This window comes from Sphingomonas desiccabilis (assembly GCF_004135605.1).
Lineage (GTDB): Bacteria > Pseudomonadota > Alphaproteobacteria > Sphingomonadales > Sphingomonadaceae > Sphingomonas > Sphingomonas desiccabilis.
In genome coordinates this window covers 1,286,056-1,310,962 of record NZ_SDPT01000001.1, presented here as the reverse complement: position 1 = coordinate 1,310,962, position 24,907 = coordinate 1,286,056, and the positions used below count along the sequence as shown (strand labels likewise).

The 24,907-nt window shown below is 66.8% G+C and carries 26 protein-coding genes and 1 tRNA gene; 15 read left to right on the top strand and 12 right to left on the bottom strand.

The features are described 5' to 3' along the window. Window positions 1-13: 13 nt before the first annotated feature. Entirely contained in the window at window positions 14-688 is a 675-nt protein-coding gene (locus EO081_RS06300; protein ID WP_129341008.1) for an ABC transporter ATP-binding protein, read from the bottom strand. Continuing rightward, entirely contained in the window at window positions 681-1,931 is a 1,251-nt protein-coding gene (locus EO081_RS06295; RefSeq protein WP_129341007.1) for a lipoprotein-releasing ABC transporter permease subunit, read from the bottom strand. Before EO081_RS06295 ends, EO081_RS06300 begins: the two co-directional genes overlap by 8 nt. A 451-nt stretch (window positions 1,932-2,382) precedes the next feature. Here EO081_RS06295 and EO081_RS06290 point away from each other — a divergent pair, with 451 nt between their 5' ends. Then, window positions 2,383-2,868: an Hsp20 family protein gene (locus tag EO081_RS06290; RefSeq protein ID WP_129341006.1), complete on the top strand. Its 486-nt coding sequence runs from the start codon at window positions 2,383-2,385 to the stop codon at window positions 2,866-2,868. A gap of 114 nt (window positions 2,869-2,982) precedes the next feature. On the opposite strand, the gene EO081_RS06285 is transcribed toward EO081_RS06290, so the two are convergent. Then, window positions 2,983-4,614, bottom strand: a complete 1,632-nt coding sequence (locus tag EO081_RS06285) for a CTP synthase (RefSeq protein WP_129341005.1) — start codon at window positions 4,612-4,614, stop codon at window positions 2,983-2,985. A 94-nt stretch (window positions 4,615-4,708) separates the two neighbouring features. Next, complete coding sequence (secG, locus tag EO081_RS06280; RefSeq protein WP_129341004.1) at window positions 4,709-5,077, bottom strand: preprotein translocase subunit SecG; 369 nt, start codon at window positions 5,075-5,077, stop codon at window positions 4,709-4,711. Window positions 5,078-5,298: 221 nt separating this feature from the next. Between secG and EO081_RS06275 the strand changes: the two genes are divergently transcribed. From EO081_RS06275 to EO081_RS06235, 9 genes are all read left to right on the top strand, one after another. Then, window positions 5,299-5,625 carry a MarR family transcriptional regulator gene (locus tag EO081_RS06275; protein WP_125959725.1) on the top strand — a complete coding sequence of 109 codons (327 nt, stop codon included), beginning with the start codon at window positions 5,299-5,301 and terminating at the stop codon, window positions 5,623-5,625. Further along, complete coding sequence (locus EO081_RS06270) at window positions 5,603-6,460, top strand: NlpC/P60 family protein (RefSeq protein ID WP_129341003.1); 858 nt, start codon at window positions 5,603-5,605, stop codon at window positions 6,458-6,460. The genes EO081_RS06275 and EO081_RS06270 overlap by 23 nt, the downstream gene beginning before the upstream one ends. Further along, the gene (gene argC, locus EO081_RS06265; protein ID WP_129341002.1) at window positions 6,457-7,383 is read left to right on the top strand and encodes an N-acetyl-gamma-glutamyl-phosphate reductase; all 927 of its coding nucleotides are present in this window, start codon (window positions 6,457-6,459) and stop codon (window positions 7,381-7,383) included. The genes EO081_RS06270 and argC overlap by 4 nt, the downstream gene beginning before the upstream one ends. Window positions 7,384-7,467: 84 nt before the next feature. Next, window positions 7,468-8,925, top strand: coding sequence for a glucose-6-phosphate dehydrogenase (zwf, locus tag EO081_RS06260; protein WP_129341001.1), 1,458 nt, complete (start codon window positions 7,468-7,470; stop codon window positions 8,923-8,925). An 87-nt stretch (window positions 8,926-9,012) separates the two neighbouring features. Further along, window positions 9,013-9,720: a 6-phosphogluconolactonase gene (gene pgl / locus EO081_RS06255; protein ID WP_129341000.1), complete on the top strand. Its 708-nt coding sequence runs from the start codon at window positions 9,013-9,015 to the stop codon at window positions 9,718-9,720. After that, window positions 9,717-11,537 (top strand): phosphogluconate dehydratase, encoded by a 1,821-nt coding sequence (gene edd / locus EO081_RS06250; RefSeq protein WP_129340999.1) that lies wholly within the window; start codon window positions 9,717-9,719, stop codon window positions 11,535-11,537. The genes pgl and edd overlap by 4 nt, the downstream gene beginning before the upstream one ends. 41 nt (window positions 11,538-11,578) lie before the next feature. Then, entirely contained in the window at window positions 11,579-12,547 is a 969-nt protein-coding gene (locus tag EO081_RS06245; protein WP_129340998.1) for a glucokinase, read from the top strand. Beyond that, on the top strand, window positions 12,544-13,155 hold the full coding sequence (gene eda, locus EO081_RS06240) for a bifunctional 4-hydroxy-2-oxoglutarate aldolase/2-dehydro-3-deoxy-phosphogluconate aldolase (protein ID WP_183947835.1): 612 nt from the start codon (window positions 12,544-12,546) through the stop codon (window positions 13,153-13,155). The genes EO081_RS06245 and eda overlap by 4 nt, the downstream gene beginning before the upstream one ends. An 8-nt stretch (window positions 13,156-13,163) precedes the next feature. Continuing rightward, window positions 13,164-13,715 carry a nucleoside 2-deoxyribosyltransferase domain-containing protein gene (locus EO081_RS06235; RefSeq protein WP_240697557.1) on the top strand — a complete coding sequence of 184 codons (552 nt, stop codon included), beginning with the start codon at window positions 13,164-13,166 and terminating at the stop codon, window positions 13,713-13,715. Between the two features lie 5 nt (window positions 13,716-13,720). Here the strand turns inward: EO081_RS06235 and mltG are convergent, their stop codons facing one another. From mltG to fabD, 5 genes are all read right to left on the bottom strand, one after another. Beyond that, complete coding sequence (mltG, locus tag EO081_RS06230; RefSeq protein WP_129340997.1) at window positions 13,721-14,689, bottom strand: endolytic transglycosylase MltG; 969 nt, start codon at window positions 14,687-14,689, stop codon at window positions 13,721-13,723. A 37-nt stretch (window positions 14,690-14,726) separates the two neighbouring features. Beyond that, a complete protein-coding gene (fabF, locus tag EO081_RS06225; protein ID WP_129340996.1) occupies window positions 14,727-15,986 on the bottom strand; it encodes a beta-ketoacyl-ACP synthase II in 1,260 nt (419 codons plus the stop codon). 131 nt (window positions 15,987-16,117) lie between these two features. Continuing rightward, window positions 16,118-16,354, bottom strand: coding sequence for an acyl carrier protein (locus tag EO081_RS06220; RefSeq protein WP_125959575.1), 237 nt, complete (start codon window positions 16,352-16,354; stop codon window positions 16,118-16,120). Window positions 16,355-16,456: 102 nt separating this feature from the next. Further along, window positions 16,457-17,194: a 3-oxoacyl-[acyl-carrier-protein] reductase gene (gene fabG, locus EO081_RS06215; RefSeq protein WP_129340995.1), complete on the bottom strand. Its 738-nt coding sequence runs from the start codon at window positions 17,192-17,194 to the stop codon at window positions 16,457-16,459. A gap of 14 nt (window positions 17,195-17,208) precedes the next feature. Next, window positions 17,209-18,168 carry an ACP S-malonyltransferase gene (gene fabD / locus EO081_RS06210; RefSeq protein ID WP_129340994.1) on the bottom strand — a complete coding sequence of 320 codons (960 nt, stop codon included), beginning with the start codon at window positions 18,166-18,168 and terminating at the stop codon, window positions 17,209-17,211. 171 nt (window positions 18,169-18,339) lie between these two features. Here fabD and EO081_RS06205 point away from each other — a divergent pair, with 171 nt between their 5' ends. The 5 genes from EO081_RS06205 (at window position 18,340) to EO081_RS06185 (ending at window position 20,633) form a co-directional block, all read left to right on the top strand. Then, complete coding sequence (locus tag EO081_RS06205) at window positions 18,340-18,723, top strand: RcnB family protein (protein WP_129340993.1); 384 nt, start codon at window positions 18,340-18,342, stop codon at window positions 18,721-18,723. Between the two features lie 148 nt (window positions 18,724-18,871). Next, window positions 18,872-19,288, top strand: a complete 417-nt coding sequence (gene rpsF, locus EO081_RS06200) for a 30S ribosomal protein S6 (protein WP_129340992.1) — start codon at window positions 18,872-18,874, stop codon at window positions 19,286-19,288. 12 nt (window positions 19,289-19,300) lie between these two features. Further along, a complete protein-coding gene (rpsR, locus tag EO081_RS06195; RefSeq protein WP_125959570.1) occupies window positions 19,301-19,525 on the top strand; it encodes a 30S ribosomal protein S18 in 225 nt (74 codons plus the stop codon). 12 nt (window positions 19,526-19,537) lie between these two features. Further along, entirely contained in the window at window positions 19,538-20,131 is a 594-nt protein-coding gene (rplI, locus tag EO081_RS06190) for a 50S ribosomal protein L9 (protein WP_129340991.1), read from the top strand. Between the two features lie 426 nt (window positions 20,132-20,557). Further along, window positions 20,558-20,633: transfer RNA gene (locus EO081_RS06185), tRNA-Glu, on the top strand. 366 nt (window positions 20,634-20,999) lie between these two features. Here the strand turns inward: EO081_RS06185 and EO081_RS16795 are convergent. The 3 genes from EO081_RS16795 to EO081_RS06175 form a co-directional block, all read right to left on the bottom strand. Further along, on the bottom strand, window positions 21,000-21,149 hold the full coding sequence (locus EO081_RS16795; RefSeq protein ID WP_165284528.1) for a hypothetical protein: 150 nt from the start codon (window positions 21,147-21,149) through the stop codon (window positions 21,000-21,002). A 52-nt stretch (window positions 21,150-21,201) separates the two neighbouring features. Beyond that, window positions 21,202-23,112 (bottom strand): hybrid sensor histidine kinase/response regulator, encoded by a 1,911-nt coding sequence (locus tag EO081_RS06180; RefSeq protein ID WP_129340990.1) that lies wholly within the window; start codon window positions 23,110-23,112, stop codon window positions 21,202-21,204. A 399-nt stretch (window positions 23,113-23,511) separates the two neighbouring features. Further along, on the bottom strand, window positions 23,512-24,903 hold the full coding sequence (locus tag EO081_RS06175; protein ID WP_129340989.1) for an efflux transporter outer membrane subunit: 1,392 nt from the start codon (window positions 24,901-24,903) through the stop codon (window positions 23,512-23,514). Window positions 24,904-24,907: the final 4 nt, after the last annotated feature.

The window sequence follows — 24,907 nt, the reverse complement described above, 5'->3', positions numbered from 1 at the left end:
GTCCAGCTCCTGCTCAGTCCAACTTGCCTTCGTGCAGGCGCACGACGCGATCCATCCGCTGGGCGAGGCGTTCGTTGTGGGTGGCGATCAGCGCCGCGGACCCCTCGTGCCGCACCAGGCGCAGGAACTCGGCCAGAACCACATCGGCGGTCGCCTCGTCCAGATTGCCGGTAGGCTCGTCCGCCAGCACGAGGGCCGGCTGCGTGGCCAAGGCACGCGCGACGGCCACCCGCTGCTGTTCGCCGCCCGACAGCTGGCTGGGGCGATGCCCCAGTCGGTGGCCGAGTCCCAGCGCCGTCAGCAGCGCCTGCGCGCGTGCCTCCGCGTTCTGCCGATCGCTTCCGGCAATCAGCTGCGGCAGGACCACGTTCTCGACGGCGTTGAAGTCCGGCAACAGGTGATGGAACTGGTAGATGAAGCCTAGTCGTTCGCGCCGCATCGCCGTGCGTCCGGGGCTGTCCAGGCGCGCCGCTTCGACGCCCGAGATCCGGATCGATCCCTCGAATCCGCCTTCGAGTAGCCCCACCGCCTGGAGCAGTGTCGACTTGCCCGACCCAGACGGCCCGAGCAGGGCGACGATCTCCCCGGGCTGGACCAGCAGGTCGACGCCGCGCAGCACGTGGATCGTCTGTTCGCCCTGGGTGAAGCTGCGGCGCAGCCCCTGAGTCTGCAGGACGGGATCAGTCATAGCGGAGCACCTGCACGGGATCAGTGTTGGCGGCCTTCAGGGCCGGGTACAGCGTGGCGAGGAACGCCAGCAGCAGCGCGACGATGGAGATGGCGGTGATTTCCACCGGATCGACCTTCGAGGGCAGCGTCGTCAGGAAGCGGACAGTCGGGTCCCAGATGTTCTGGCCCGTGACGAGCCCGATGAACCCGACAACGCTCTGACGGAAGTGGAGGAACACGAAACCAAGGACGAGCCCTGCCCCGACGCCCAGCGCCCCCACGGTCGTGCCGACGGTCATGAAGATGCGCAACAGGCTCGCCCTGCTCGCCCCCATCGTCCGCAGGATCGCGATGTCCCGCGTCTTGGCGCGCACCAGCATGATCAGCGAGGACAGGATGTTGAACACGGCCACCAGGATGATGATCGACAGAACGGTGAAGGTGACGATGCGGTCGACCGCGAGCGCCTCGAACAGCTGCGAGTTGAGCTGACGCCAGTCGACCAGCCGTCCGCGCGCACCCACCTTGTCGGCCAGAGGCGCCAGGATGCGCTCGACGCGATCGGCATCGACGGTGTTGATCTCGACCATGTTCACGCCGTCGCCGAGCATCAGCAGGGTCTGCGCGTCCTCCATCGGCATGATGACGAACGCCTTGTCATAGTCATAGACGCCCACTTCCACGATCGCGCCGACGCGATAGCTCACCATCCGGAGCGCGGTGCCGAATGGCGTCGCCGGACCTTGCGGGTTGATGATCGAGATGTCGCTGCCAACGCTCGCGCCAAGGGACTCGGCGAGCCTGGAGCCGATCGCGACCGTGCCGCTGTTCGGCACGAGCGACGTGAGCGCGCCGGCCTTCACATTGTCGCGGATCGTCGGATTCCCCAGGATGTCAGGCACCTGCATGCCGCGCACCAGCACGAAATCGGACCTGCCCTCCAGCGTCGCGAACAGCGGCTGTTCGATCAGCGGGGTTGCCGAGGTGACGCCAGGCGTCTGGCGTGCATCGTCCAGCACCTGGCGCCAATCGCGCAGCACGCCGTTGTAGCCTTGCACCACTGCGTGGCCGTTCAACCCCACGATCTTGTCGAACAGCTCCGCTCGAAAACCGTTCATCACGCTCATCACGATCACCAGGGCGGCGACGCCCAGCATCACGGCGATCAAGCTGATCCCGGCAACGAGGGCGATGAACGCCTCTCCCCTTCCGGGCAGGAGGTAGCGTCGGGCGATCATGCGCTCGTAGCTGGACAGGAGCATCGGCTGGGCAGGTCCCGCAGGAGAAATGGATTACCACGCCTGTAGGTGGGGTGGCGGAGAGAGGCAATCTGCCCTGTTGCCGAATGAACACACGGTTAAGCGATTCTCTTGGGAGGGCGGCGCAAGCTGGTGACAAGGTCCGGCGCGCGACGTAGCAAGTCCTCACGAAACGCAGGCAAACAGGCCGTGGTTCGGGGAGGCTTTCAAGCCCCGCTGTCCTTAAGGGGAAGCAGCGCGCGGGCGGAAAGCTGACAAGGGGGCTGACGAGCGATCGTCACGCAGGCGCTCGGATCGGAAACGGTCCGAGCGTTTGTCGTTTTGGGATCTTTTCGATCCCTTGAAAGAGCATCTCGCTTTACCAAATTCCTTGATGAGCGATGCCTTCGGGGTCGCTCGGGAGCCGGAAGATTCCGGCATCCCAGACAAGCAACTTGCTCATTGGAGGATTTGCATGCGCCAGTTCGACTTCACCCCCTATCGCCGTTCGACGATCGGCTTCGATCGCCTCTTCGACATGCTGGAGGCTTCCGCCCGGCAGGCTTCGTCGGAAAATTACCCGCCGTTCAACCTCGAGCGCGTGGCCGAGGACCGCTATCGCATCACGCTGGCGGTCGCCGGATTCAAGTCCGAGGAGATCGACATCACCGCCCAGCAGAACATGCTGCTGGTCACGGGCAAGAAGGCAGCCGAGACCGACGCGCAGCGCAGCGCGTTCCTGCATCTCGGCATCGCCAATCGCAGCTTCGAGCGTCGCTTCGAACTCGCCGACTTCGTGCGGGTGGAAAGCGCCAACCTCGCCGACGGCCTGCTCGTGATCGAGTTGGTCCGCGAAGTTCCGGAAGCGATGAAGCCGCGCAAGATTGCGGTCTCGACGGGTGCGGCTCCGGCCGTGGAGCACCGTCCGGCCGACGACCATCAGGAGGCACAGGCCGCCTGATCCGGTCTACCGACTAAGGCGCGTTGCTCCCTTGCGCGCCGAAGCAGGGCGCCCGGGCGATGGCCCGGGCGCCCTTTGCATGTGTGGGGCTGACGCAATGCGTCGGCGCCGCGCTCAGACGAGTCGCGACTGCCGTACGGCGGCTTCGATGAAGCTGGCGAACAGCGGGTGCGGATCGAACGGCTTGGACTTGAGCTCCGGGTGGAACTGGACGCCGACGAACCACGGATGATCGGGGCGCTCAACGATCTCCGGCAACGTCTCGTCGGGTGAGGTGCCCGACACCACCAGGCCGCCGCGCTCCAGCACGTTGCGATAGTGCGTGTTCACCTCGTACCGGTGCCGATGCCGCTCGCTGATCTCGGTGCTACCGTAGATCGATGCGACGACGCTGTTGCCGGCAAGCTTCGCTGGGTACGCGCCAAGGCGCATCGTACCGCCAAGGTCGCCGCCGGCCTCGCGCTTTTCCAGGCCCTTGTCGGACATCCACTCGGTGATCAGCCCCACCACGGGCTCTTCGGTCGCGCCGAACTCGGTGGTGGATGCCTTGGCGATCCCCTGGTCGCGCGCTGCCTCGACGCATGCCATCTGCATGCCGAGGCAGATGCCGAAGAACGGCACGCCGCGCTCGCGTGCGAAGCGCACGGAGGCGATCTTGCCCTCCGACCCGCGCTCGCCGAAGCCGCCCGGGACGAGGATGGCATGCATCGGCTCGAGCTGGCTGGCGATGGTCTCCTCGTCGCGCTCGAACAGCTCGGCGTCGAGCCAGCGGACGTTGACCTTCACCCGGTTGGCGATGCCGCCATGAACCAGCGCCTCGTGCAGCGACTTGTAGGCATCGGGCAGGCCCACGTACTTGCCGACCACGCCGATGGTGACTTCGCCTTCCGGGTTCGAAAGGCGCTCGATGATCGTGGACCAGCGATCGAGCCTGGGCGGCTCGCCCGGTTCGATCCCGAAGGCGCGCAGCACCTCGGAGTCGAGGCCTTCGCCATGATACTGGAGTGGCACCGCGTAGATGCTGGATGCATCGAGTGCCGGGATGACGGCTTCCTTGCGGACGTTGCAGAACAGCGCGATCTTGGCGCGCTCGCCCTCCGGCAACGGCTGCTCGCAACGGCAGACCAGCACGTCCGGCTGCACGCCCAGCGCCGCCAGCTCGCGCACCGAATGCTGCGTCGGCTTGGTCTTCAGCTCGCCGGCGGCCGAGATATAGGGCACCAGCGTCACATGAACGCTGATCGCCTGGCCGCGGCCCAGCTCGTTCTTCAACTGGCGGATCGCTTCGATGAACGGCAGCGATTCGATGTCGCCGACGGTGCCGCCGATCTCGCACAGCACGAAGTCGAGGTCGTCAGTATCCGCCTGGGCGAACGCCTTGATCGCATCGGTGACGTGCGGGATCACCTGGACGGTTGCGCCCAGATAGTCGCCGCGCCGCTCCCGCGTGATGATCTGCTGATAGATGCGGCCCGAGGTGACGTTGTCCGACTGATGCGCCGCCACGCCCGTGAAGCGTTCATAGTGGCCAAGGTCGAGGTCGGTCTCAGCGCCGTCATCGGTCACATAGACTTCGCCGTGCTGATAAGGCGACATCGTGCCGGGATCGACGTTCAGATACGGATCGAACTTGCGGATGCGGACCTTGTAGCCCCGCGCCTGAAGCAGCGCCGCGAGGCTGGCTGCCATGAGTCCTTTGCCGAGCGACGATACCACGCCGCCGGTGATGAAAATATACCGCGCCATGGGAGGAAACGCCTAACGTGTAGCAGCCGTGCTGCGCAAGCGCGCGATGGCTCGCGCGCTCAACAAAAGCGACGGATGGTTTGAAAGAAGGAGGTTAGCGGGCGATCGGAACCGCGCCGTTCTCGGCCGGAGCCGGAGCCGCGAGGTTCGCGGGCGCACCTGCGTCAGCCGGAGCGGTCGGTGCCGCAGGAGCGACCGCTGGTGCCGCCGGTCGGGCGAGCGATGTGTCGATCGCATCGTGTCGCGTAGCCGCCAGCACGGCGAGCAGGATGCTCATCGCGATGAACAGTCCCGCCAGGATCGCAGTCGAACGGGTCAGGAAGTCGGCGGCGCCGCGCGCGGACATCAGCCCCGACGGGCTGCCGCCCGTGGTCAGGCCGCCCCCTTCCGAACGCTGCATCAGGATCACCGTCACGAGGAGCGCAGCGATGATGGCATGAACGACGAGCAGGAAGGTGAACATGTCGGGACAGCGATCCGAATTTTTCTGGGATGGCGGCGACATAGGCGAGCGCAGGCGGGGGATCAACCGGAACGGATCGACGCCCCCGTAACATTTCGCGACACGCGGGAAACTTGCCCCTCCCAAGGGCGTTCATCTCCCGGTCAGCTCCAGCGCGGACGAAGCATAACGTCATGGGAGAAAACGTGAAACCGTTCTCCGAGAACTCGCTCGGGAGGTGGATGCGCGGACTGGTCGATTACGTCCGGTCCGGTGAACCCGACCTGACCAATCGCCAGATGGCGCTGATGCTGCTTGTCTATCTCGAACCCGGCCCTCATACGGTACGCGGCTTGGCGCGGGCGTTGAACGTCTCGAAGCCGGTCGTCACGCGCGCCTTGAACAGATTGGGCACCCTCGGCTATCTGCGCCGCCAGCGCGACGAGGCCGACAAACGGAACATCTTCGTCGCACAAACCAGCGAAGGGGCAGATTTTCTTGCAGAGTTCGGGCATTTCCTCGCGGACGATCGAGTCAGCGAGCTCGTTGCCCGAAGGGCAACCGCGTAGCCGGTTTTCGCTCGCGGGACGCTCTTCGATCCTGGACGCACGTGTCGATGCCGCGCGCCGTGACCTTGCCGACATTCGGCTCGCCAAGCGCGTGTTTGCGCCGCATTACGCCTTGTCGGTGCCACGGACCGCGGGGCGCAGCACGCCCGTTCTGGCGCAGCCTGGCGCTCCTGAAAGCGTGCGTTCGGAGATACTTGCCGGCGAACCCTTCGACGCGTTGGAATTCTCCGGGAACCATATCTGGGGCGTGTCGCCGATCGACGGAAGCGTTGGCTTCGTCGACGCGGACGCCTTCACCGCATTTTGGGCCCCGACCCATATCGTCGCGGTGCGAAGCGCCAATGTTCGGGCGCTGCCCTCGCGCGACAGCAGCAGCCTCGGCGCGCTGGCGATGGGGAACTGCGTGGCTGCGATCCGTTCCAGCGAATCGGCGTTTGAAGTGGACGGTGGCTATGTCGACGCGGACGCGCTGCTGCCGCTCAACGCCCTTTCTCTCGACATCGCGACCGCAGCCGAGTGCCTGGTGGGTGCTCCCGCGCGTCCGGGCGGCCGCTCCGGCGCCGGCCTCGATGCCGCGGGGTTGGTCTTTCTGGCCCTTTGGTTCGCCGGCATCCAGGCGCCGCGCTTCCTGGATCTCCAGTCGGCCGAAATGGGAATGAACCTGGCCGAGACTGCACCCTTCGTACGCGGACAAATCCTGTTCTTCGAGGATCATGCAGCGGTCGTGGCGGATGCGCAGAACGCCGTTCACGTCGACACGAACGCTGCCGTGCGTGCGCCGATCGAGGCACTGATCGCCACCCATGGCCCTGTCGTCCGGAGGCGACAGCCTTGACCGCCACCGTATTCATCGACGGTGCCGCCGGCACCACGGGCCTCGAAATCCGGGAGCGGCTGGCCGGACGTCCTGAGATCATCCTCCTGACGCTCGACGACAGCCGGCGCAAGGATCCGGCTGCCCGCCGGGAAGCGTTGAACGATGCGGACTTCGTCATCCTCTGCCTGCCCGATGATGCGGCGCGCGAAGCGGTGTCGCTGATCGAGAACGACCGCACGCGGGTGATCGACGCCTCCACTGCCCATCGGACGACGGAAGGCTGGGTCTATGGAATGGCGGAACTGGAACCCGCGCAGCCGGCCCTCATAGCCGAAGCCGCGCGCGTCGCGAACCCGGGCTGCTACCCCACCGGTTTCCTTGCGCTGGTGCGGCCGCTCGTACGGGCCGGCCTCATCCCGCACGACTGGTCCGTCAGCGTGAATGCCGTCTCCGGTTTCTCCGGCGGCGGCCGCTCGATGATCGAGGAGTATCAGCAGCCCGATCCGCCTGCGTTCCGTGCCTATGCCATGGCGCTCGGCCACAAGCACGTCGCCGAGATGCAGCGCCATGCGCGGCTTGCGGTTCCGCCGATCTTCACGCCGGCCGTCGCGAACACCTATCGCGGGATGGTGGTGGAGGTTCCACTACCGCTCCACGCCATGGCGCCCCGCCCCACGCTCGCAGCCATCGAGGCAGCGCTTCAGGAGGCCTATCGCGGCTCTCCGGTGGTACGCGTCGGCTCGGCAGAGGCGCTGACCGTGTCCATCGAGGAGAATGCCGGATCGGACCGGCTGACGGTGCGCGTCTTCGGCAATGCCGAGACCGGGCAGATGCGGCTGGTCGCGACGCTGGACAACCTCGGCAAGGGGGCGGCGGGAGCTGCGGTGCAGAACCTGAACATCATGGCCGGGTTCGATCCCGGCGCTGGATTGGTCCTCTAAAGCGCAGCCATTTGGCGATCCTGCGGGTTGCGCGCCGCAGCGGGCCGGCTATCGCAGGGCCGGAGCTAGAATAAGGGAGTTACTATGAGACAGCCGGTCGGCAAGCTGCTGCTGTTCGGGGCCACGGGCGACCTGGCGCAGCGCATGTTGCTGCCTTCGCTGTACGGCCTTCATGCCGACGGGCTCCTCCCGGAGGGGCTCACCATCACGGGCACCGCACGTCACGACCATGACGACGCCGGCTATCGCGCATTTGCGAAGACGGCGCTGGACGAGCACCTCCCCGCCGACCGGCAGGACGAGGCGGCGGTCGCAGGCTTTCTCGACCGCCTGCACTATCATGCCATGGACGCATCCCAGGTCGAAGGCTTCGCCGGGCTCGCCGAGAAGCTCGGCGACATCTCCGGCGGGCTCGCGATCTTCCTGTCCACCGCCCCCTGGTTGTTCGCGCCAACGATCAAGGGCCTCGAGTCGGCGGGTCTCGCCGGCTCGAACGTGCGGATCGGGCTCGAGAAGCCGCTGGGCAACGACCTCAAGTCGAGCCGTGAGATCAATGACATCGTCGCCGAAGCCTTTCCCGAGGATCGCACCTTCCGGATCGACCATTATCTCGGCAAGGAAACGGTCCAGAACATCCTGGCGCTGCGCTTCGGCAATGCGATGTTCGAGCCGATCTGGAATGCCCGCGGCATCGACCACGTCCAGATCACGGTCTCCGAGACGGTCGGCCTCGAGGGGCGCGCCGGATATTACGACGATGTCGGCGCGCTGCGCGACATGGTCCAGAACCACATGCTCCAGCTGCTCGCGCTGATCGCGATGGAGCCGCCGGCGCGGTTCGACGGCACCGCCATCCGCGACGAGAAGGTGAAGGTGTTGCGTTCGCTCCGGCCGATCGGCCCGGCCGAGGTTCAGTCGGAAACGGTGATCGGTCAGTATCGCGACGGTGCCGTGAACGGCGAGATCGTCCGCGGCTATGTCGACGAGCTCGAGAAGCCCTCCACCACCGAGACCTTCGTCGCGGTGAAGGCGCATGTGGACAGCTGGCGCTGGCAGGGTGTGCCCTTCTACATGCGCACCGGGAAGCGGCTGGCGGCCCGCCAGTCCGAGATCTCTATCCAGTTCAAGCCGGTGCCGCACTCGATCTTTGCCGAGCGCGGCGGCATGCTTCAGCCCAACACGCTGGTCATTCGTCTCCAGCCGGAGGAGTATATCCGCCTGCTGGTGATGGCGAAGGAGCCGGGCCTCGACCGCGAGGGCATCCGCCTGCGGGAGGTGCCGCTGGACCTCTCGCTCACCACTGCCTTTGCGAGCACGCGTCGCCGCATCGCCTATGAGCGCCTGCTGCTCGACCTCATCGAGGGCGATCCGACGCTGTTCGTGCGCCGCGACGAGGTCGAAGCGCAGTGGGCCTGGATCGATGGGATCCGCGCGGGCTGGAAGGCGAACGACATGAAGCCCAAGCCCTACGCCTCTGGCAGCTGGGGCCCCACCGCCAGCGTCGCGCTGACCGAGCGCGACGGGGTTACGTGGAACGAGTGAACCTTCCCCGCCCCGCTCCGTTGGTTCGGAGAGGAGCGCAGGACCAGCTCCGGTCCTGCGCTGGCGGCTGGCAAGCAGGATGATCGAATGACCGAGATTGAATGGTGGGAATATGACGATGCGGCCGAGATGGCCGACGCCGTCGCCGGTGACGTGCAGTTCATCATCGAAAGCGCGATCGATGCCCGCGGCGCGGCGGTGATCGCGCTGCCGGGCGGCAAGACGCCCCTGCCGATCTACGAAAAGCTGGCAAAGGCCAAGCTCGACTGGAAGCGGGTGACGATCGTCCCGACCGACGACCGTCTCGTGCCGATGGGCGACGACCTGTCGAACGTGACGGGGATCGCCAAGGTGTTCCTGCCCAAGGGTGCGCGCGTGCTGCCGCTGACCAGCGAAAAGGCAGCCGATTATCGCGCCGCAGGCCGGGCCGCGGATGCCCGCCTTCAGGACGTGCACTGGCCGCTCGATCTCTGCCTCCTGGGCATGGGCACGGACGGGCACACTGCCTCCATCTTCCCCGGACCCGATCTCGATGAAGCGCTGCAGGGCCCGAAGGAGCGCCGTGCGCTCGGCGTCATGCCGGATCCGCTTCCGCCGGAGGCACCGGTCGCTCGCGTCACCCTTTCCCATTCCGCCATCGCTTCTTCGCGCGCGCTGATGATCGCCATCAGCGGCGCGAAGAAGCGCGAGGTGCTGGAGCGCGCGATCAGCGAGGGCGCAGGCTCGACGCTGCCGATCGGGCGCGTGCTGTCCGAAGTCGAACTGCCGGTCGACGTGCATTGGAGCGAATCATGACGCTGCACTCCGAAATCGCGGCGGTCACCGACCGCGTCATCGCCAACTCGCGCGACAGCCGGGCAGCCTATCTTGCGCTGATCGAGCGAGAGCGGGAGGGCGGCGTAGACCGCCCGATGCTCGGCTGCGCGAACCTCGCGCACGGCTATGCGGGCACGGATGAAGATCGTGACTTCATGCGCCCGGCCAAGAACATGAACGTGGGCATCGTCACGGCGTACAACGACATGCTGTCCGCGCACGCCACCTACTATCGCTATCCGGAACAGATGAAGGTCTGGGCGCGCGAGGCCGGCATTACCGCGCAGGTGGCCGGCGGCGTGCCGGCGATGTGCGACGGCGTGACCCAAGGCTATCCGGGCATGGAGCTGTCGCTGTTCAGCCGCGACACGATCGCGCTGTCGACGGCGATCGCGCTCAGCCACGGCATGTTCGAGGGCGCGGCGCTGCTCGGCATTTGCGACAAGATCGTCCCCGGCCTGCTGATGGGCGCGCTGCGCTTCGGCCACCTGCCGATGGTGATGGTGCCGGGTGGTCCGATGCGCTCGGGCCTCGCCAACAAGGACAAGGCCGCGGTGCGCGAGCGCTATGCGGAGGGCAAGGCGACGCGCGAGGAACTGCTCGACGCGGAGATCGCCGCCTATCACGGCAAGGGCACCTGCACCTTCTACGGCACCGCCAATTCCAACCAGATGATGATGGAGGCGATGGGCCTCCACGTTCCCGGCGCAGCCTTTGCGAACCCGGGCACCAAGCTGCGCCAGGAACTGACCCGCGCCGCCGTCCACCGCCTGGCCGAGATCGGCTGGGATGGCGACGACTATCGCCCGCTCGGCCGCTGCGTCGATGAAAAGGCGATCGTCAACGCCGCCATCGTGCTGCTGGCGACCGGCGGCTCGACCAACCACCTGATCCACCTCCCCGCTATCGCGCGCTGCGCCGGGATCGTGCTCGACTGGGAAGATTTCGATCGCCTGTCGAAGACCGTGCCGCTGCTCGCGCGCGTCTATCCCAATGGCGCTGCGGACGTGAACATGTTCGAGGATGCGGGCGGCCCGAGCTTCGTGATACGGGAGCTGCTGAAGGCCGGCCTGCTCCATGGCGACGTGATGACGGTCGCCAAGGACGGCATGGCCGCCTACGGCCGCAAGGCCGAAATTGAAGCCGAGGCGCTCGTCTGGCGCGAACATGGCGAGCGTTCCGGCGATGATGCCATCGTCCGGACCGTCGATGCGCCATTCTCGCCCGAGGGTGGCTTCCGCATTCTCCAGGGTAACCTCGGCCGCGCCTGCATCAAGGTTTCGGCGGTCGAGCGCGATCGCTGGACGATCGAGGCACCGGCGCGGGTGTTCTCGGACCAGGCGCAGGTGCAGGAAGCCTTCAAGGCCGGCGAGCTCGACCGCGACGTCGTGGTGGTCGTTCGCCATCAGGGTCCGCGCGCCAACGGCATGCCGGAACTGCACAAGCTGACCCCGCCGTTGGGCGTGCTCCAGAACCGCGGGTTTCGCGTGGCGCTCGTCACCGACGGCCGCATGTCGGGCGCGAGCGGCAAGGTGCCATGTGCGATCCACCTGTCGCCCGAGGCCTTGGGCGGCGGTCCGATCGGCAAGGTGCGCGACGGCGACATCGTCCGCCTGGATGCCGAAGCGGGGGTGCTCACCGTGTTGGTGGATCCGGCCGAGTGGGACGCACGCGAACTGGCGCCCGCACCGACCCCTGCCGAGGGTACGGGCCGTGAGCTGTTCGCGCTGATGCGCCACGGCGCCAGCGAGGCCGAGGCCGGCGCCTCGGCGATGCTTGCGATGGCGGGCTTCTGACAACGACCCGCGAGGAACCGGGCTCAGGGAGAGGATGCGGAATGGAAGTCGTTGCGGTTGATATCGGGGGCACGCACGCGCGCTTCGCCATTGCCGAGGTAGAGGGAGGCCGCGTCGTCCACCTCGGGGAACCGGTGACGCAGAAGGTGGCGGAACACGCCACCTTCCCGCTCGCATGGGCAGCCTTTGCCGAGCAGCTGGACCGCCCGGTTCCGCGGGCGGCGGCGATCGCCCTCGCATCGCCGATCAACCCCGAACTCATCAAGCTGACCAACAATCCCTGGATCATCCGGCCGCCGCTCATCAAGGACCGGCTGGACGTCGACCGCTACACCCTCATCAACGACTTCGGCGCGATTGGCCATGCGGTCGGACAACTCGATGGCGGCGCCTATGTGCATCTGTGCGGACCCGACGTGCCGCTCCCGGAGCAGGGCTCGCTGACGGTTTGCGGGCCCGGCACCGGTCTCGGCGTGGCGCAGGTATATCGCAGCAACGGCGAATACCACGTGATCGCGACCGAAGGCGGGCACCAGGACTATGCGCCGCTCGACGAGATCGACGACGCGATCATCCGCCGCCTGCGCCCGACCTATACCCGCGTGTCGGCGGAGCGCGTGTGCGCCGGTCCAGGCCTCGTTCACATCTACGAGACGCTGGCCCAGATCGAGGGCAAGCCCTACGTCCACCTCGACGACAAGAAGCTGTGGCAGCTGGCGTTCGAAGGCGGAGACAAGCTGGCGGTCGCCGCGCTCGACCGCTTCTGCGTGTCACTGGGCGGGGTCGCAGGCGATCTCGCGCTGGCGCATGGTCCGACGGGCGTGGTGATCGCCGGCGGACTCGGCCTGCGCCTCAAGGATCGGCTGATCGAATCCGGCTTCGCCCAGCGCTTCGTCGCCAAGGGTCGCTTCCAGCAGCTGATGAACACCATTCCCGTCAAGATCATCACCCATCCCCAGCCCGGCCTGTTCGGTGCCGCGGCCGCCTTTGCGCAGGAGCACGCACGATGACCCTTCCCGCCATCCAGACGATCATGACCGCCGGGCCCGTGATCCCGGTGCTGGTGATCGACGATGCCGCCACCGCGCGCCCGCTCGCCGAGGCGCTGGTGCGCGGCGGCATCCGTACGCTGGAGGTGACGCTGCGCACGCCGGCCGCGCTCGACGCGATCCGCGAGATGAAGAAGGTCGACGGAGCGATTGTCGGCGCAGGCACGGTGGTGAACCCGGGGCAGTTCCAGGACGCGGTCGACGCCGGTGCCGAGTTCATCGTCTCGCCGGGCCTCACCGAAAAGCTCGCGGCGCCGATCCTCGAGAGCGGCGTGCCGTTCCTGCCCGGCATCGCCAATGCGGGCGACATCATGCGCGGCCTGGACCTGGGCCTTACCCACTTCAAGTTCTTCCCGGCAGAGGCGTCGGGCGGACTCAAGGCGCTCAAGGCGCTCGCCGCCCCCTTCTACCAGGCGCGCTTCTGCCCGACCGGCGGCATCACGCTTGCCAGCGCTCCCGAATGGCTCGCGTTCGATCCGGTGCTCTGCGTCGGCGGTAGCTGGCTCGCGACCGGCACGATGGCAGAAGTCGAGGCAAAGGCACGTGCGGCCGCCGAGCTGAAGCGCTGAAATCAGGCGTGGGTCGCCTGCTGTCCGCACTGCTGCCGGCGCTCGCGGTCGTCCTCTCGGGGACGGCCCCGGCGGCCCAGCCGCGGTTGATTACGTCCCCCGCGTCGCTCCCGCAGGATCATGCGCACCCGCGCGTGTTCCTGGCCGGCAGCATCGACATGGGCAAGGCGGCGGACTGGCAGGCCGAGCTGGTGAAAAGGCTCGGGGATCTCGATGTGACGATCCTCAATCCCCGCCGAGCCGGCTGGAACCCGGCCTGGAAGCCGGAAGCAAGCGAGCCCCACTTCCGCGAACAGGTTGAGTGGGAACTTGGCGCGCTTGAGTCCGCCGACGTGATCGTTCTCTATCTCGCACCCGGTACCCAGAGCCCCGTCAGCTTGCTGGAGATGGGGCTGCACGCGCGATCGGGGAAGCTAATCATTCTCTGTCCACCCGGCTTCTGGCGCAAGGGCAACGTCGATATCACTGCCGAACGCTACGGCATCCGCCAGGTGGACAGCATGGAGGCGCTTACCGCGGAAGTACGCCGACGGGTCATGCGCGCCGAGAGGCCGAACTAGGCGACCTACATTTCCCCGCGGGCGCGGCGGATCGCGTACCATTTGCGCACATTGGCATTGTGCTGCTCGAGCGTGTCCGCGAACACATGCCCGCCCGTACCGTCCGCGACGAAGTAGAGCGCGCTGGTCGCGGCGGGATTGAGCACCGCATCGATGGACTCCCGCCCCGGGTTGGCGATGGGACCGACCGGCAGTCCGGGAGACGCGTAGGTGTTATAGCCATTCTTCGCGCTCAGTTCCGATCGCAGGATCCGGCGGCCGAGCGGCCGCCCCTTGGTCACCGGGTAGATGACGGTCGGATCCGCCTGGAGCGGCATGCCCTGCTTGAGCCGATTGCTGTAGACGGCCGCAACCATGCGCCGCTCGGCCGCCTTGCCGGTCTCCTTCTCCACGATGGAAGCGAGGGTCAGGACCTCACGCGGGCTATGGACCGCAGCCGCGGGCTTGCGCCGCTTCCAGGCGGTGGCGAGGTACTCGCGCATTGCCTTCTGCATACGGTCGAGGACCTGCTGCCGCGTGTCGCCGCGCTGATAATTGTAGCTGTCCGGCAGAACGCTACCTTCTTCGGGCACGGCGACCGACCCGGTGAGATGGGGCGCCCGCATCAGCGCCTGATGCACGAGTACGGAGGGCATGCCCTCCGGCACCGTGACACGGCGCTGGATGACCTTGCCGCTCTGGAGGAGCTCCAGCACGTCCGATTGGCTCGCGTGCGCCGGAACCTGATACTCGCCCGCGCGGATGGGAGCGTCGGAGCCGAGCACCCGCGCGAACAGCAGGAACCGATCGGCCGAGCCGATTGCCCCTGCCTTCTCCAGCTCGGTCGCCGCACGCGAAAGGGTGGCGCCGCTCGGCACCACCACGGCCAGGTCCTTCTCTGCGGGGCCCGAACCGGTCCAGCTGCTGGCCACCCCGAACAGGGCAGCCAGCAACACCAGCGCGAGCGCCATTCCTAGGCACCCCGGACGGCGCATCAGCCGCATGTTCCATGGTGCGGCGATGCGCCGTTCATCAGATCGCCTTCATCACCAGCGAGGCATTGGTCCCGCCGAAGCCGAACGAATTGTTCAGGATCGCCTTCACCTTGCGTTCCTTGGCGACGTGCGGGACGAGGTCCACGCCCGCGCAATTGTCGCTCGGATTGTCGAGGTTCAGCGTCGGCGGAACGATGCCGTCGCGCATGGCGAGGATGCAGAAGATCGACTCCACGGCGCCCGCGCCGCCGAGCAGATGGCCGATCGCCGACTTGGTCGAGCTCATCGAAAGACCGCCCATGGCGTCGCCGAACAGGCGTCGGACCGCGCCGAGCTCGAGTTCGTCGCCGAGCGGCGTCGAGGTGCCGTGCGCGTTGATATAGTCGATGTCCGACAGCGCGAGGCCCGACTTGCGCAGCGCCATTTCCATCGACCGGAACGCGCCCGAGCCTTCGGGATGCGGCGCCGTCACGTGATAGGCATCGCCCGACAGGCCGTACCCGATCACCTCGGCATAGATCTTCGCACCGCGCTTCTTGGCGTGCTCATATTCCTCGAGCACCACCACGCCGGCGCCTTCGCCCATGACGAAGCCGTCGCGATCACGATCGTAGGGACGGCTGCCCTTCGTGGGGTCGTCCCGGAAGCCGGTCGAAAGCGCACGCGCCTGGCCGAAGCCGGCGATGCCGATCGGGCAGATCGCGCTTTCGGCGCCGCCCGCAAGCATCACGTCCGCGTCGTCCATCGCGATCATCCGTGCGGCGTCGCCGATCGAATGGGCGCCGGTCGAACAGGCGGTCACGACCGCATGGTTCGGGCCCATGAGGCCGTACTTGATCGAAACCTGGCCCGAGATGAGGTTGATGAGGCGGCCATGGACGAAGTGCGGCGAGACGCGCTTCGGCCCCTTGGCGGCGAGCACGAGCGATTCGCTCTCGATGCCGGGAAGGCCGCCGATGCCGGAGCCGATCGAGCAGCCGGCGCGATACCGCGCTTCCTCGCTCATGTCGGTGAGACCGGCGTCCTCGATCGCCTGTCCGGCCGCATCGATGCCATAGACGATGAACGGATCGACCTGACGCTGGACCTTGTGATCCACGCGCTTGTTCGGGTCGAAGCCATACTCATGGTCCGCCGGCTTCACCTCACAGGCATAGTTGCTGTGAAAGTCGGTGGCGTCGAAGCGGGTGATGGTGGCGGCGCCAGACTTGCTGGCGATGATGTTCTTCCAGGCCGTTTCGACATCGGCACCCAGCGGGGTGACGAGGCCGAGCCCGGTCACGACTACGCGGCGCATGGCAACTCTCCGTCTGTGCTCTCAAATGCGAACGGCCCCCCGCCCCTCGCTTGTCGCGGCGGGACGGAGGGCCGTTCTGGATCGGCGTCAGCCGCGGCCCCGTCGCGTCAGTGCGACCGGGCCGGCAGGGCTCAGCCCTTGTGCTCGTCGATGTAGGCGATCGCGTCCTTGACGGTCGTGATCTTCTCGGCGGCGTCGTCCGGAATCTCGACCCCGAACTCTTCCTCGAACGCCATGACCAGCTCGACGATGTCGAGGCTGTCCGCGCCCAGGTCGTCGATGAAGCTGGCGTCCTCGGTCACCTTCTCGGCTTCGACGCCCAGATGCTCGACGACGATCTTCTTCACGCGATCGGCGGTCTCGCTCATTCCCTGTTCCTCTTTCAAATGCAGTAACGCGAATTCCTGAACGCACCTAGAACGGCGTCCGTTCGCTGGCAAGAGCCCCGGCGCGCCGGAGCGTGCCGGACGTCAGATCATCGCCATCCCGCCGTTGACGTGCAAGGTCTGGCCGGTGACGTAGCCCGCCTCCCGGCTGGCGAGATAGACGACGGCCGCACCGATGTCCTCGCCGGTGCCCAGGTCGCCGGCCGGGATCTTGCCCAGCAGCGCCTGCTTCTGCGCGTCGGGCAGCACGTCGGTCATGGCCGAGCGGATGAACCCGGGGGCCACGCAGTTCACCGTGATCCCGCGGCTCGCCAGTTCCTGCGCCAACGCCTTCGACAAGCCGACCAGACCCGCCTTGGAAGCGGCATAGTTCGCCTGCCCGGGGTTCCCGGTCTGGCCGACCACCGACGTGATCGAGACGATACGGCCGAAGCGCGCCTTCATCATCGGCTTGGCGGCGGCGCGGGCGAGGCGGAACGCCGCCTCAAGGTTGACTCGGATCACCTGATCCCATTCGTCATCCTTCATCCGCATCGCCAGGTTGTCGCGGGTCACGCCGGCGTTGTTGACGAGGATGTCAAGCTTGCCCAGCGCCTGCACCGCCTGCGGCACGAGCTGGTCCACGGCGGCACCATCCGAAAGGTTGCAGGGGAGCGCGACGTGGTCGCCGCCGAGCTCGGCCTTGAACGCCTCCAGCTTCTCGAGGTTGGAGCCCGACAGCGCGAGACGTGTGCCCTGCGCCGCCAGCGCCTTCGCGATCGCCGAACCGATGCCACCCGACGCGCCGGTCACCAGCGCGGTCATGCCTGTAAGATCGAACATATCCTGATCCCTGTTCAAAGGCGCGCTACGAGCGCTTCGATATCGTCCATGGTCACGACGCTGGTCGTGGTCGCGTCGGGTGCGATCCGCTTGACCATCGGACCCAGCACCTTGCCGCCAAGTTCCACGAAGTCACTCACCCCGGCATCCTGCATCGCCAGCACGGACTCGCGCCAGCGCACCATGCCGGTAACCTGCTGGACCAATGCTACGCGAATGGCGCCCGGGTCCGCGATCGGCACGGCATCGACATTGGCATAGACCGGCACCAGCGGCGCGCGGAGATCCGCGTCCAGCAGCGCATTCTCCATCGCCTCCGCCGCCGGCTGCATCAACGGGCAGTGGAAGGGCGCCGAAACCGGCAGCAGCAACGCGCGCTTGGCGCCCATTTCCTTCGCCAGCGCCACCGCGCGCTCGATCGCCTGCCGGTGACCGGAAATCACCACCTGGCTCGGATCATTGTCGTTCGCGACGGTCGAGACGAGTTGCGGGCCGCCTTCCGCCAGGATGGAGTCGGCAGCAGCGCCGGCAATCGCCTGCGCCTTTTCCAGATCCACGCCGAGCAGGGCAGCCATGGCGCCCTCACCCACCGGCACTGCCGCTTGCATCGCCTGTCCGCGCAGCTTGAGAAGCCGGGCGGCGGTCGGAAGGTCGAACGCGCCTGCCGCACAGAGCGCCGTGTATTCGCCCAGCGAATGGCCGGCGACGAAGTCGGCCTTCTCGGCCAGGCGGACGCCCCCCTCCTTCTCCAGCACGCGCAGGACCGCGATCGCGTTTGCCATGATCGCGGGCTGGGCATTCTCGGTCAGCGTCAGCTCGTCGGCGGGGCCTTCACTCATCAGCCGGAAGAGGTTCTGTCCGAGCGCCTCGTCGACCTCTCCGAACACCTCGCGGGCATGGGGCGAGGCGGCAGCGAGCGCCGCCCCCATGCCGACCGACTGGCTTCCCTGGCCAGGAAAGATGAAAGCGCGCACGTGCCTCTCCTTGAATCTCGAGGCGCCGGTTAGGCCGAGCACCAAGATGAACGCAAGCCCAAGCGCCGCGACAGATTGAGACCATTTCACCACATCGGCGACAAACGCGTGCGACAGCCGACCCCCAAATTGCCTTCATCGCCACTGAGGGTGATGAAGGAGTAGGTTTCCATGAAGAAGTTCGTTCTAGCCGCCGTCGCCGCTTCGCTGCTCGCGACGCCCGCCATGGCCGCGCCGCAGCGTTCGGACCATGGGCCGCACCGCACCGTCGAGCGGACAACGGTCGTCAAGAAGCAGGTGACCCGCACGCCGCAGACCCACTATCAGCAGCAGCGCGGCCGCCAGCAGTATCGGAATGTCCGCAACTGGCAGCGCGGCGAACGGTTCGACAGCCGCTACGCCCGCAACTATCGCCAGATCGACTATCGCCGCAGCGGCCGGCTCTATGCGCCGCCCAGCGGCTACCAGTGGGTGCAGTCCGGCAATGACGCGGTGCTGGTGGCCCTCGCCAGCGGGCTGATCGGCGCAGTGATCGGCGGCGCGCTCGCCAACTAAACACCTTGCCTTTCGCCGCTTTTGCGGTACAGGCACGGGTCCTCGGGGGTGGAAGGCACGTCCTTTCCGCCCCCGTTCGATTATGGACGACAGTCGGAGGGGCGTCGCACGGGGCGGCGTCAGCGATCGACCAACATAGGTAAGCAGCATGGCTCTGTACGAGCATGTGTTCCTTGCGCGCCAGGATCTGGCACAGGCGCAGGTGGACCAGCTGGCGGAAACCGCCACGAAGATCATCGAAGACAACAACGGCAAGGTCGTGAAGACCGAGACCTGGGGCTTGCGTTCGCTCGCCTACCGGATCGCCAAGAACCGCAAGGCGCACTACGTCATGCTCGAGATCGACGCGCCCGCAGGCGTGGTCGCCGAGCTTGAGCGCCAGACCCAGATCAACGAGGACGTGATCCGCTTCATGACCGTCAAGGTCGACAAGCTGGAAGACGGCCCGACCGTGATGATGCGCAAGAGCGAGCGTTCGGAGCGTGGCGACCGTGGTGGTCGTGGCCGCGACCGCGACGATCGTGGTCCGCGCGAAGACCGCGCCCCGCGCCGCGAAGAAGCGTAAAGGAGCATCATCATGGCACGACCGTTTTTCCGCCGCCGCAAGAGCTGCCCCTTTTCGGGCAAGGACGCTCCCCGGATCGACTACAAGGACGTCCGTCTGCTCCAGGGCTTCGTGTCCGAGCGTGGCAAGATCGTCCCGTCGCGCATCACCTCGGTGAGCGCAAAGAAGCAGCGCGAACTGGCCCAGGCCATCAAGCGCGCACGCCATCTGGGCCTGCTGCCCTACATCGTGAAGTAAGGAGCGCCCGACATGGACGTCATTCTGCTGGAGCGGGTCGAGAAGCTCGGCCACATCGGCGACGTGGTGAAGGTGAAGGACGGCTTCGCCCGTAACTTCCTCCTGCCGCGCAAGAAGGCGCTGCGCGCCAACGAAGCCAACCGCAAGGTCTTCGAAGCCAATCGCGAGCGCATCGAGGCGGAGAACGCTTCGCGCCGCACCGACGCACAGGCCGAAGCCAAGACGCTCGAGGGCGTTTCGGTGACCCTGATCCGTCAGGCGTCGAACACCGGCCAGCTCTACGGCTCGGTCGCGGTGCGCGACCTGGTCGAGGCGCTGGTTGCCGACGGCCACAAGGTCAACAAGGCACAGGTCGTGCTCGACCGCCCGATCAAGGCGATCGGCCTGCACGAAGTCCGCGTCGCGCTGCACCCGGAAGTCGCGGTGACCGTCAAGGTCAACGTCGCACGTTCGCCGGAAGAGGCCGAAATGCAGGCCCAGGGCGTCGACGTGATGGCTGCGATGTTCGAGCAGGACACCGCCGGCTTCACCGAGGACTACGACCCGAACGCCGAGCCGGGCGAGATCGCGCGCGACGAAGCGCCGGCCGAGGGCGAGGAAGCCTAAGGCTTCTCGCGGCAACGCCGAAAACAGGAAGGGCCGCCGGGTACTCCCCGGCGGCCCTCTCTTTTTGCCTGTTCTCCGCGGAAGCCGAGCGCTCGCCTTCCGGCAGCGGCTCAGTGCACCATCACATAGGCGCTGACCACCGCCACCAGCGGCACGGACGCCAGGACCACGGGAATGAATTTGAACATCGTACATCACCTACAAGGTTGTCGCTGGTTCAATGCGCCGCGGGACAAAAGGTTTCCAGAACGTGAACCGGGGACGCGGAGCGCCACCCGTTCAACGTCTGCATCGACGACGATCGCTCGGTGGGTTCGGACAATTTGGTGTGCGTATACAGGGGGTTATCAGAAAGTTCCGAAACCTCGGAATACCTGCTTGACGCCTCCGACCCCCGCCCGTAAACGGCCACCTCACCAAGCGATTGGCCCCTTCGTCTAGCGGTCTAGGACGTCGCCCTCTCACGGCGAAAACACGGGTTCGAGTCCCGTAGGGGTCACCATCATCGAGCGAAACGCCCTGCTGTAGGGTCTCTTTTCGTGTCCGCTTGCGCTCCCTCATCAAACCTGACCAGAGTCTTCCTTCGTGGTGGTGCTCACTGCGCATGATCTGGCAATCCAAGAACGTCGGTTCCACGTCGCTGCGCTGCAGCCCGTCAGCGCCCTCGAACCGCGGCCCAAGTGCCTGACGAGATCGACTGCCGGTCGCTGACAGTCACCACCGGCCGCCCGGCCTCGCGAGCGGTTGCTCCGGCAACTCGAACTGCGGCCGCCAAGCGCCTGGCGAGTAGACAGGCGGGCTTGGATTGTGGCGCAACGGTTGGCCGGACCGTAGGCGGGGGCCCAGCGGAAGACCGACAATGCAGCGCTCAGGGTGGCGATGCGCCCCGCTTCTTTTGGATGATCGCGACCACCACCATTGCCAGGAACCCGAGCGGGAACCACAGGCCAGGGTCGCCGATCACGATGCCGATGAACCAGAAAAGGATCAGAGCGCCGACAGGTGTGAACTTCGTCATTGCCGCAGGCTATGACGGGCCAGGCGAGGCGGCAAGAGCAGGAGCGCCTGTATCAGGAGGCTTGTTTCTCCAACAGCTGCTTCACTCCCGCCGCCAACGTCTCCAGCTTGTAGGGCTTGCGGAGGATCGGAAACTCCCGCTCGTCGGCAGGGATGAACTGCTTGCTGCTGTAGCCGCTCGCGAGCAGCACCGGCAGCGAGTAGCCGAGTTCCCTGGCGCGCTGCGCGAGTTCGAGGCCGCTGAGCTTGGGCATCACGATGTCCGAGAAGATGATGTCAAACCCATCTGACTGCAGCAGCGACAGCGCTTCTTCGCCATCGCACGCCTGGGTGACCGCGCAGCCGAGGTCCTCGAGCAGCTGGCGGGCGAAATAGCGGACGTGTTCGCTGTCCTCGACCAGCAGGACCCGCAACCCGTGCGGGATCGAGATATCCCCGGCGGCGTCGACGCCGTCGCGAGCGGCCTTGTCCGTACGCGGCAGAAGCATGTGCACCGCGGTTCCCGTCCCGACCTGGGAGTCGATGTCGACGGCGCCGCCGGACTGCACGGCAAAGCCGTGGATCTGCGAAAGGCCGAGCCCGGTCCCCTTCCCCGTAGGCTTGGTGGTGAAAAACGGCTCGAAGACGCGCTCCAGACGATCCGGGGGGATGCCTTCGCCCGTGTCGCTGATCGACAGCCGAACCATGTCGCCGTTCGACGTAGGCCAGTTCCGTGTGGAAATCGTGATGCGGCCGCCATTCGGCATCGCATCGCGCGCGTTCAGCACCGCGTTGAGAAGCGCCGTCTCCAGGCCGGTCGGATCGATTTCGACCCGCCACAGCGCGGGAAGCAGGTCCAGCTGCAGGTCGTATTGGCTTCCAAGCGTGCGCTGGAGCATCTCGCCAAGGGCATCCAGGCGAACGCTGAGGTCGATCACCTCCGGCTCCAGGGGCTGGCGCCGGGCAAAGGCAAGGAGCTGGGAGGTGAGGCTCGTCGCCCGCTCGGCGGTTTCGAGCATCACATGCAGATAGCGGCTGCGCTTCTCGACCGGCAGGTCCGGCTGCCGCAAGAGAAAGTCGGCGGACCCGCGCATGACGGTCATCAGATTGTTGAAATCATGGGCAATGCCGCCTGCCAACTCGCCGAGCGCCTGAAGCTTCTGCGACTGGAGCAGGGCAGCCTGGGTTTGTCGGAGCTCGTCGGCAGCGCGGACCTTCTCGCTGATGTCGCGGGTGATCTTGGCGAAGCCGACATGCTGCCCGGCCCCATTATAGATCGGATCGATCAGCACGTGCGCCCAGAACAGCGAGCCGTCCTTTCGCACGCGCTGCGCCTCGGCCTCGAACTTCCCCTCGCGCAGGGCCGTCGCCAGCGCCGCCGCCGGAGCGCCGCGCGCGCGGTCCTCTTCGGTGTAGAAGCGCGAGAAGTGCGCGCCCAGCACCTCTGCCTCCTCATAGCCCTTGATCGCGCGCGCGCCCGAGTTCCAGCTCGTGATCCTGCCGGTAGGATCCAGCATGTAGATCGCGTAGTCCCGGACGCCCTGGACGAGCAGCCGGAACTGCAGCTCGCTGTCGTAGCTAGCCCGCTCCAGCCGGCGCTTCTCGGTGATGTCGCGCGTGATCTTGGCATAGCCGAGCAACGATCCGTCCTCGGTGCGAATGGGGTCGAGCACGGCATGCGCCCAGAAACGCTCTCCATCCTTGCGGACGCGCCAGCCTTCGGCTTCGAACCGCCCTTCCCGCGCCGCGATCCGCAGCGCTCGGCCCGGCAGATCGGCCTCTCGGTCCTCCGGCGTAAAGAAGCGCGAGAAATGCTCGCCGACGATCTCCCCGGGGGAATAGCCCTTGAAGCGTTCGGCACCTGCGTTCCAGGTTACGATGCGGCCTTCCGGATCGAGCATGTAGATCGCGTAGTCGGTAACGGACTGTACCAGCAGCTCGAACCGCCGATTTGCGACATGATCCTCAAACGCCGATGCGGCCATTCCAAATCCTAAGCATCACCACCGCCCCCGCGACTTGGGGTGCTTGAAGCCAAACGTACCGGGAAATCAAGCTCGTTACGCACCCGCTTGTAACTTCCCACTTGGGAGGATCTAGCCGCCACGCGAACGGTGCCAGGGTCTGTTTTGGCGCGTGGCAGGCGCCGGCCGCCGCCGCACGCGCACGGTAATCTGAGCTGCCAGAGCCTGAAAGCCGGCGCCTCGGCTGCCTGCGATCGGACACCGAGGCCAGGCACCGGATGCGGCCGCCGGAGGATTGCAGAACGCCCCCTACGCGTCTCCATCTACGATCCAGGACGGCAAGATCACCCCGCCGTCCTGCCTTCCCTGCGCATGATGCTCGGAGTTTTGATGTTAGGTGAACGCACTACGCACCGAACCTCACACCTGCCAGCCGCCGCCGAGCGCGCGGAAGAGGTCAACCTGCGCGTCGGCGATGAAGGCGTCCGCGGCGGCCAATGTGGCTTCCGCGTCCGCGAAGGTGCGTTCGGCGTCGAGGAGCGCAAGCGAGTCGATGTCGCCTTCGCGCTGCCTGGCCCGCGCGATGGTCACGGCGGCTTCCGCTTCGTTGCGCGCTGCCTGAAGGGCCGTTCGCCGATCCAGCGCATTGCCATAGGCGGACAGCGCCGTCTCCGTTTCCTGCAAGGCCCGAAGGACGGAACCGTCGAAGTCCGCGAGGGCCTCCTGGCTTTCCGCCTCGGCCGCCGCGACCCGGGCTCGTGCGGGCCCCGGGTTCACCGCCCAGTTGAGTAAGCCGCCCACCAGCCACCGTAGCGGTCCCGCACCAAAGACGTCGCCGATATCGGTGCCGGTCGAGCCGCCGGACGCGCCGAGGGTAATCCGCGGGTAAAGGTCTGCCGTCGCCACGCCGATGCGCGCAGTCGCAGCGGCGAGCCGTCGCTCGGCTGCCCGAACGTCCGGCCGCCGGGCGAGCAGTGCAGCTCCGTCGCCCACCGGGATCGGCTGGTTCAACCGCAGCGTCGTCACCCGCGCGGCAGCAACTGGCGGGAGGTCAGCGGGGGCACGGCCGGTCAGCAGGGCCAAGCGGAACAGCGCCGCGTCGCGCTCCGCTCGAAGCGTGGGCACCTGCGCTTGGCGCTCGTTCCGCAGAGCGCCGATGCGCGCAGTGTCGAGCCGCGTTCCTTCGCCGACGCTGCGACGCCGTTCGGTCAGGTCGAGCGACTGGTCGAGCAGTCGCACGATATGCTCGGCGACCTTCAGACGCTCCGCGGCAGAAGCGGCATCGGCATAGGCACGGGTGGTCTCGGCAACCACGGCCACGCGGACCGCTTCTGCATCGGCTAGCGCTGCGCCGACATCCCCTCGCGAGGCCTCCACACTGCGCGAGAGGCGTCCGAACAAGTCGGCTTCGTAGCTGACGTTCAGCCCGACATCGATCTGCCAGTTTTCGCGCGCCAGTCCGGGCACCCGCTGCACTTCGGGCGTCCGGCCGTAGTTCGCACCCGCACCGAGGGTGGCCTGGGGAAGCTGGTTCGCGCGGGCCCCGCGCAAGAGCGCACGCGCACGCTCCACGCGGGCGGCGGCGGCTCGAACATCCGTGTTGGCCGCCAGGGCGTCCGCGACGAGCTGGTCCAGCACGGGATCGTCGTAAAGCCGCCACCAATCGCCCTTCACGGGCTCTGGCGTGACGACGGCGCTTGCGGCGACAAAGCTGCCGCCTGCACTTTGCGGATGCTTGGGTGCCGCATAGTCGGGACCTGCGGCGCAGGCGGCAAGCGCCAGCGCCGAGGTGGTGATCAGGATCGAACGCATCGGG

Coding starts and splice junctions, on each gene's coding strand:
- fabG (WP_129340995.1), bottom strand. CDS start 17,194: ATGTTCGATCTTACAGGCATGACCGCGCTGGTGACCGGCGCGTCGGGT.
- rpsR (WP_125959570.1), top strand. CDS start 19,301: ATGGCACGACCGTTTTTCCGCCGCCGCAAGAGCTGCCCCTTTTCGGGC.
- EO081_RS06180 (WP_129340990.1), bottom strand. CDS start 23,112: ATGGCCGCATCGGCGTTTGAGGATCATGTCGCAAATCGGCGGTTCGAG.
- fabF (WP_129340996.1), bottom strand. CDS start 15,986: ATGCGCCGCGTAGTCGTGACCGGGCTCGGCCTCGTCACCCCGCTGGGT.
- EO081_RS06275 (WP_125959725.1), top strand. CDS start 5,299: ATGCGCGGACTGGTCGATTACGTCCGGTCCGGTGAACCCGACCTGACC.
- EO081_RS06285 (WP_129341005.1), bottom strand. CDS start 4,614: ATGGCGCGGTATATTTTCATCACCGGCGGCGTGGTATCGTCGCTCGGC.
- EO081_RS06205 (WP_129340993.1), top strand. CDS start 18,340: ATGAAGAAGTTCGTTCTAGCCGCCGTCGCCGCTTCGCTGCTCGCGACG.
- EO081_RS06290 (WP_129341006.1), top strand. CDS start 2,383: ATGCGCCAGTTCGACTTCACCCCCTATCGCCGTTCGACGATCGGCTTC.
- eda (WP_183947835.1), top strand. CDS start 12,544: ATGACCCTTCCCGCCATCCAGACGATCATGACCGCCGGGCCCGTGATC.
- edd (WP_129340999.1), top strand. CDS start 9,717: ATGACGCTGCACTCCGAAATCGCGGCGGTCACCGACCGCGTCATCGCC.
- zwf (WP_129341001.1), top strand. CDS start 7,468: ATGAGACAGCCGGTCGGCAAGCTGCTGCTGTTCGGGGCCACGGGCGAC.
- EO081_RS06245 (WP_129340998.1), top strand. CDS start 11,579: ATGGAAGTCGTTGCGGTTGATATCGGGGGCACGCACGCGCGCTTCGCC.
- mltG (WP_129340997.1), bottom strand. CDS start 14,689: ATGCGCCGTCCGGGGTGCCTAGGAATGGCGCTCGCGCTGGTGTTGCTG.
- pgl (WP_129341000.1), top strand. CDS start 9,013: ATGACCGAGATTGAATGGTGGGAATATGACGATGCGGCCGAGATGGCC.
- EO081_RS06295 (WP_129341007.1), bottom strand. CDS start 1,931: ATGCTCCTGTCCAGCTACGAGCGCATGATCGCCCGACGCTACCTCCTG.
- EO081_RS16795 (WP_165284528.1), bottom strand. CDS start 21,149: ATGACGAAGTTCACACCTGTCGGCGCTCTGATCCTTTTCTGGTTCATC.
- rpsF (WP_129340992.1), top strand. CDS start 18,872: ATGGCTCTGTACGAGCATGTGTTCCTTGCGCGCCAGGATCTGGCACAG.
- EO081_RS06300 (WP_129341008.1), bottom strand. CDS start 688: ATGACTGATCCCGTCCTGCAGACTCAGGGGCTGCGCCGCAGCTTCACC.
- EO081_RS06220 (WP_125959575.1), bottom strand. CDS start 16,354: ATGAGCGAGACCGCCGATCGCGTGAAGAAGATCGTCGTCGAGCATCTG.
- secG (WP_129341004.1), bottom strand. CDS start 5,077: ATGTTCACCTTCCTGCTCGTCGTTCATGCCATCATCGCTGCGCTCCTC.
- EO081_RS06175 (WP_129340989.1), bottom strand. CDS start 24,903: ATGCGTTCGATCCTGATCACCACCTCGGCGCTGGCGCTTGCCGCCTGC.
- rplI (WP_129340991.1), top strand. CDS start 19,538: ATGGACGTCATTCTGCTGGAGCGGGTCGAGAAGCTCGGCCACATCGGC.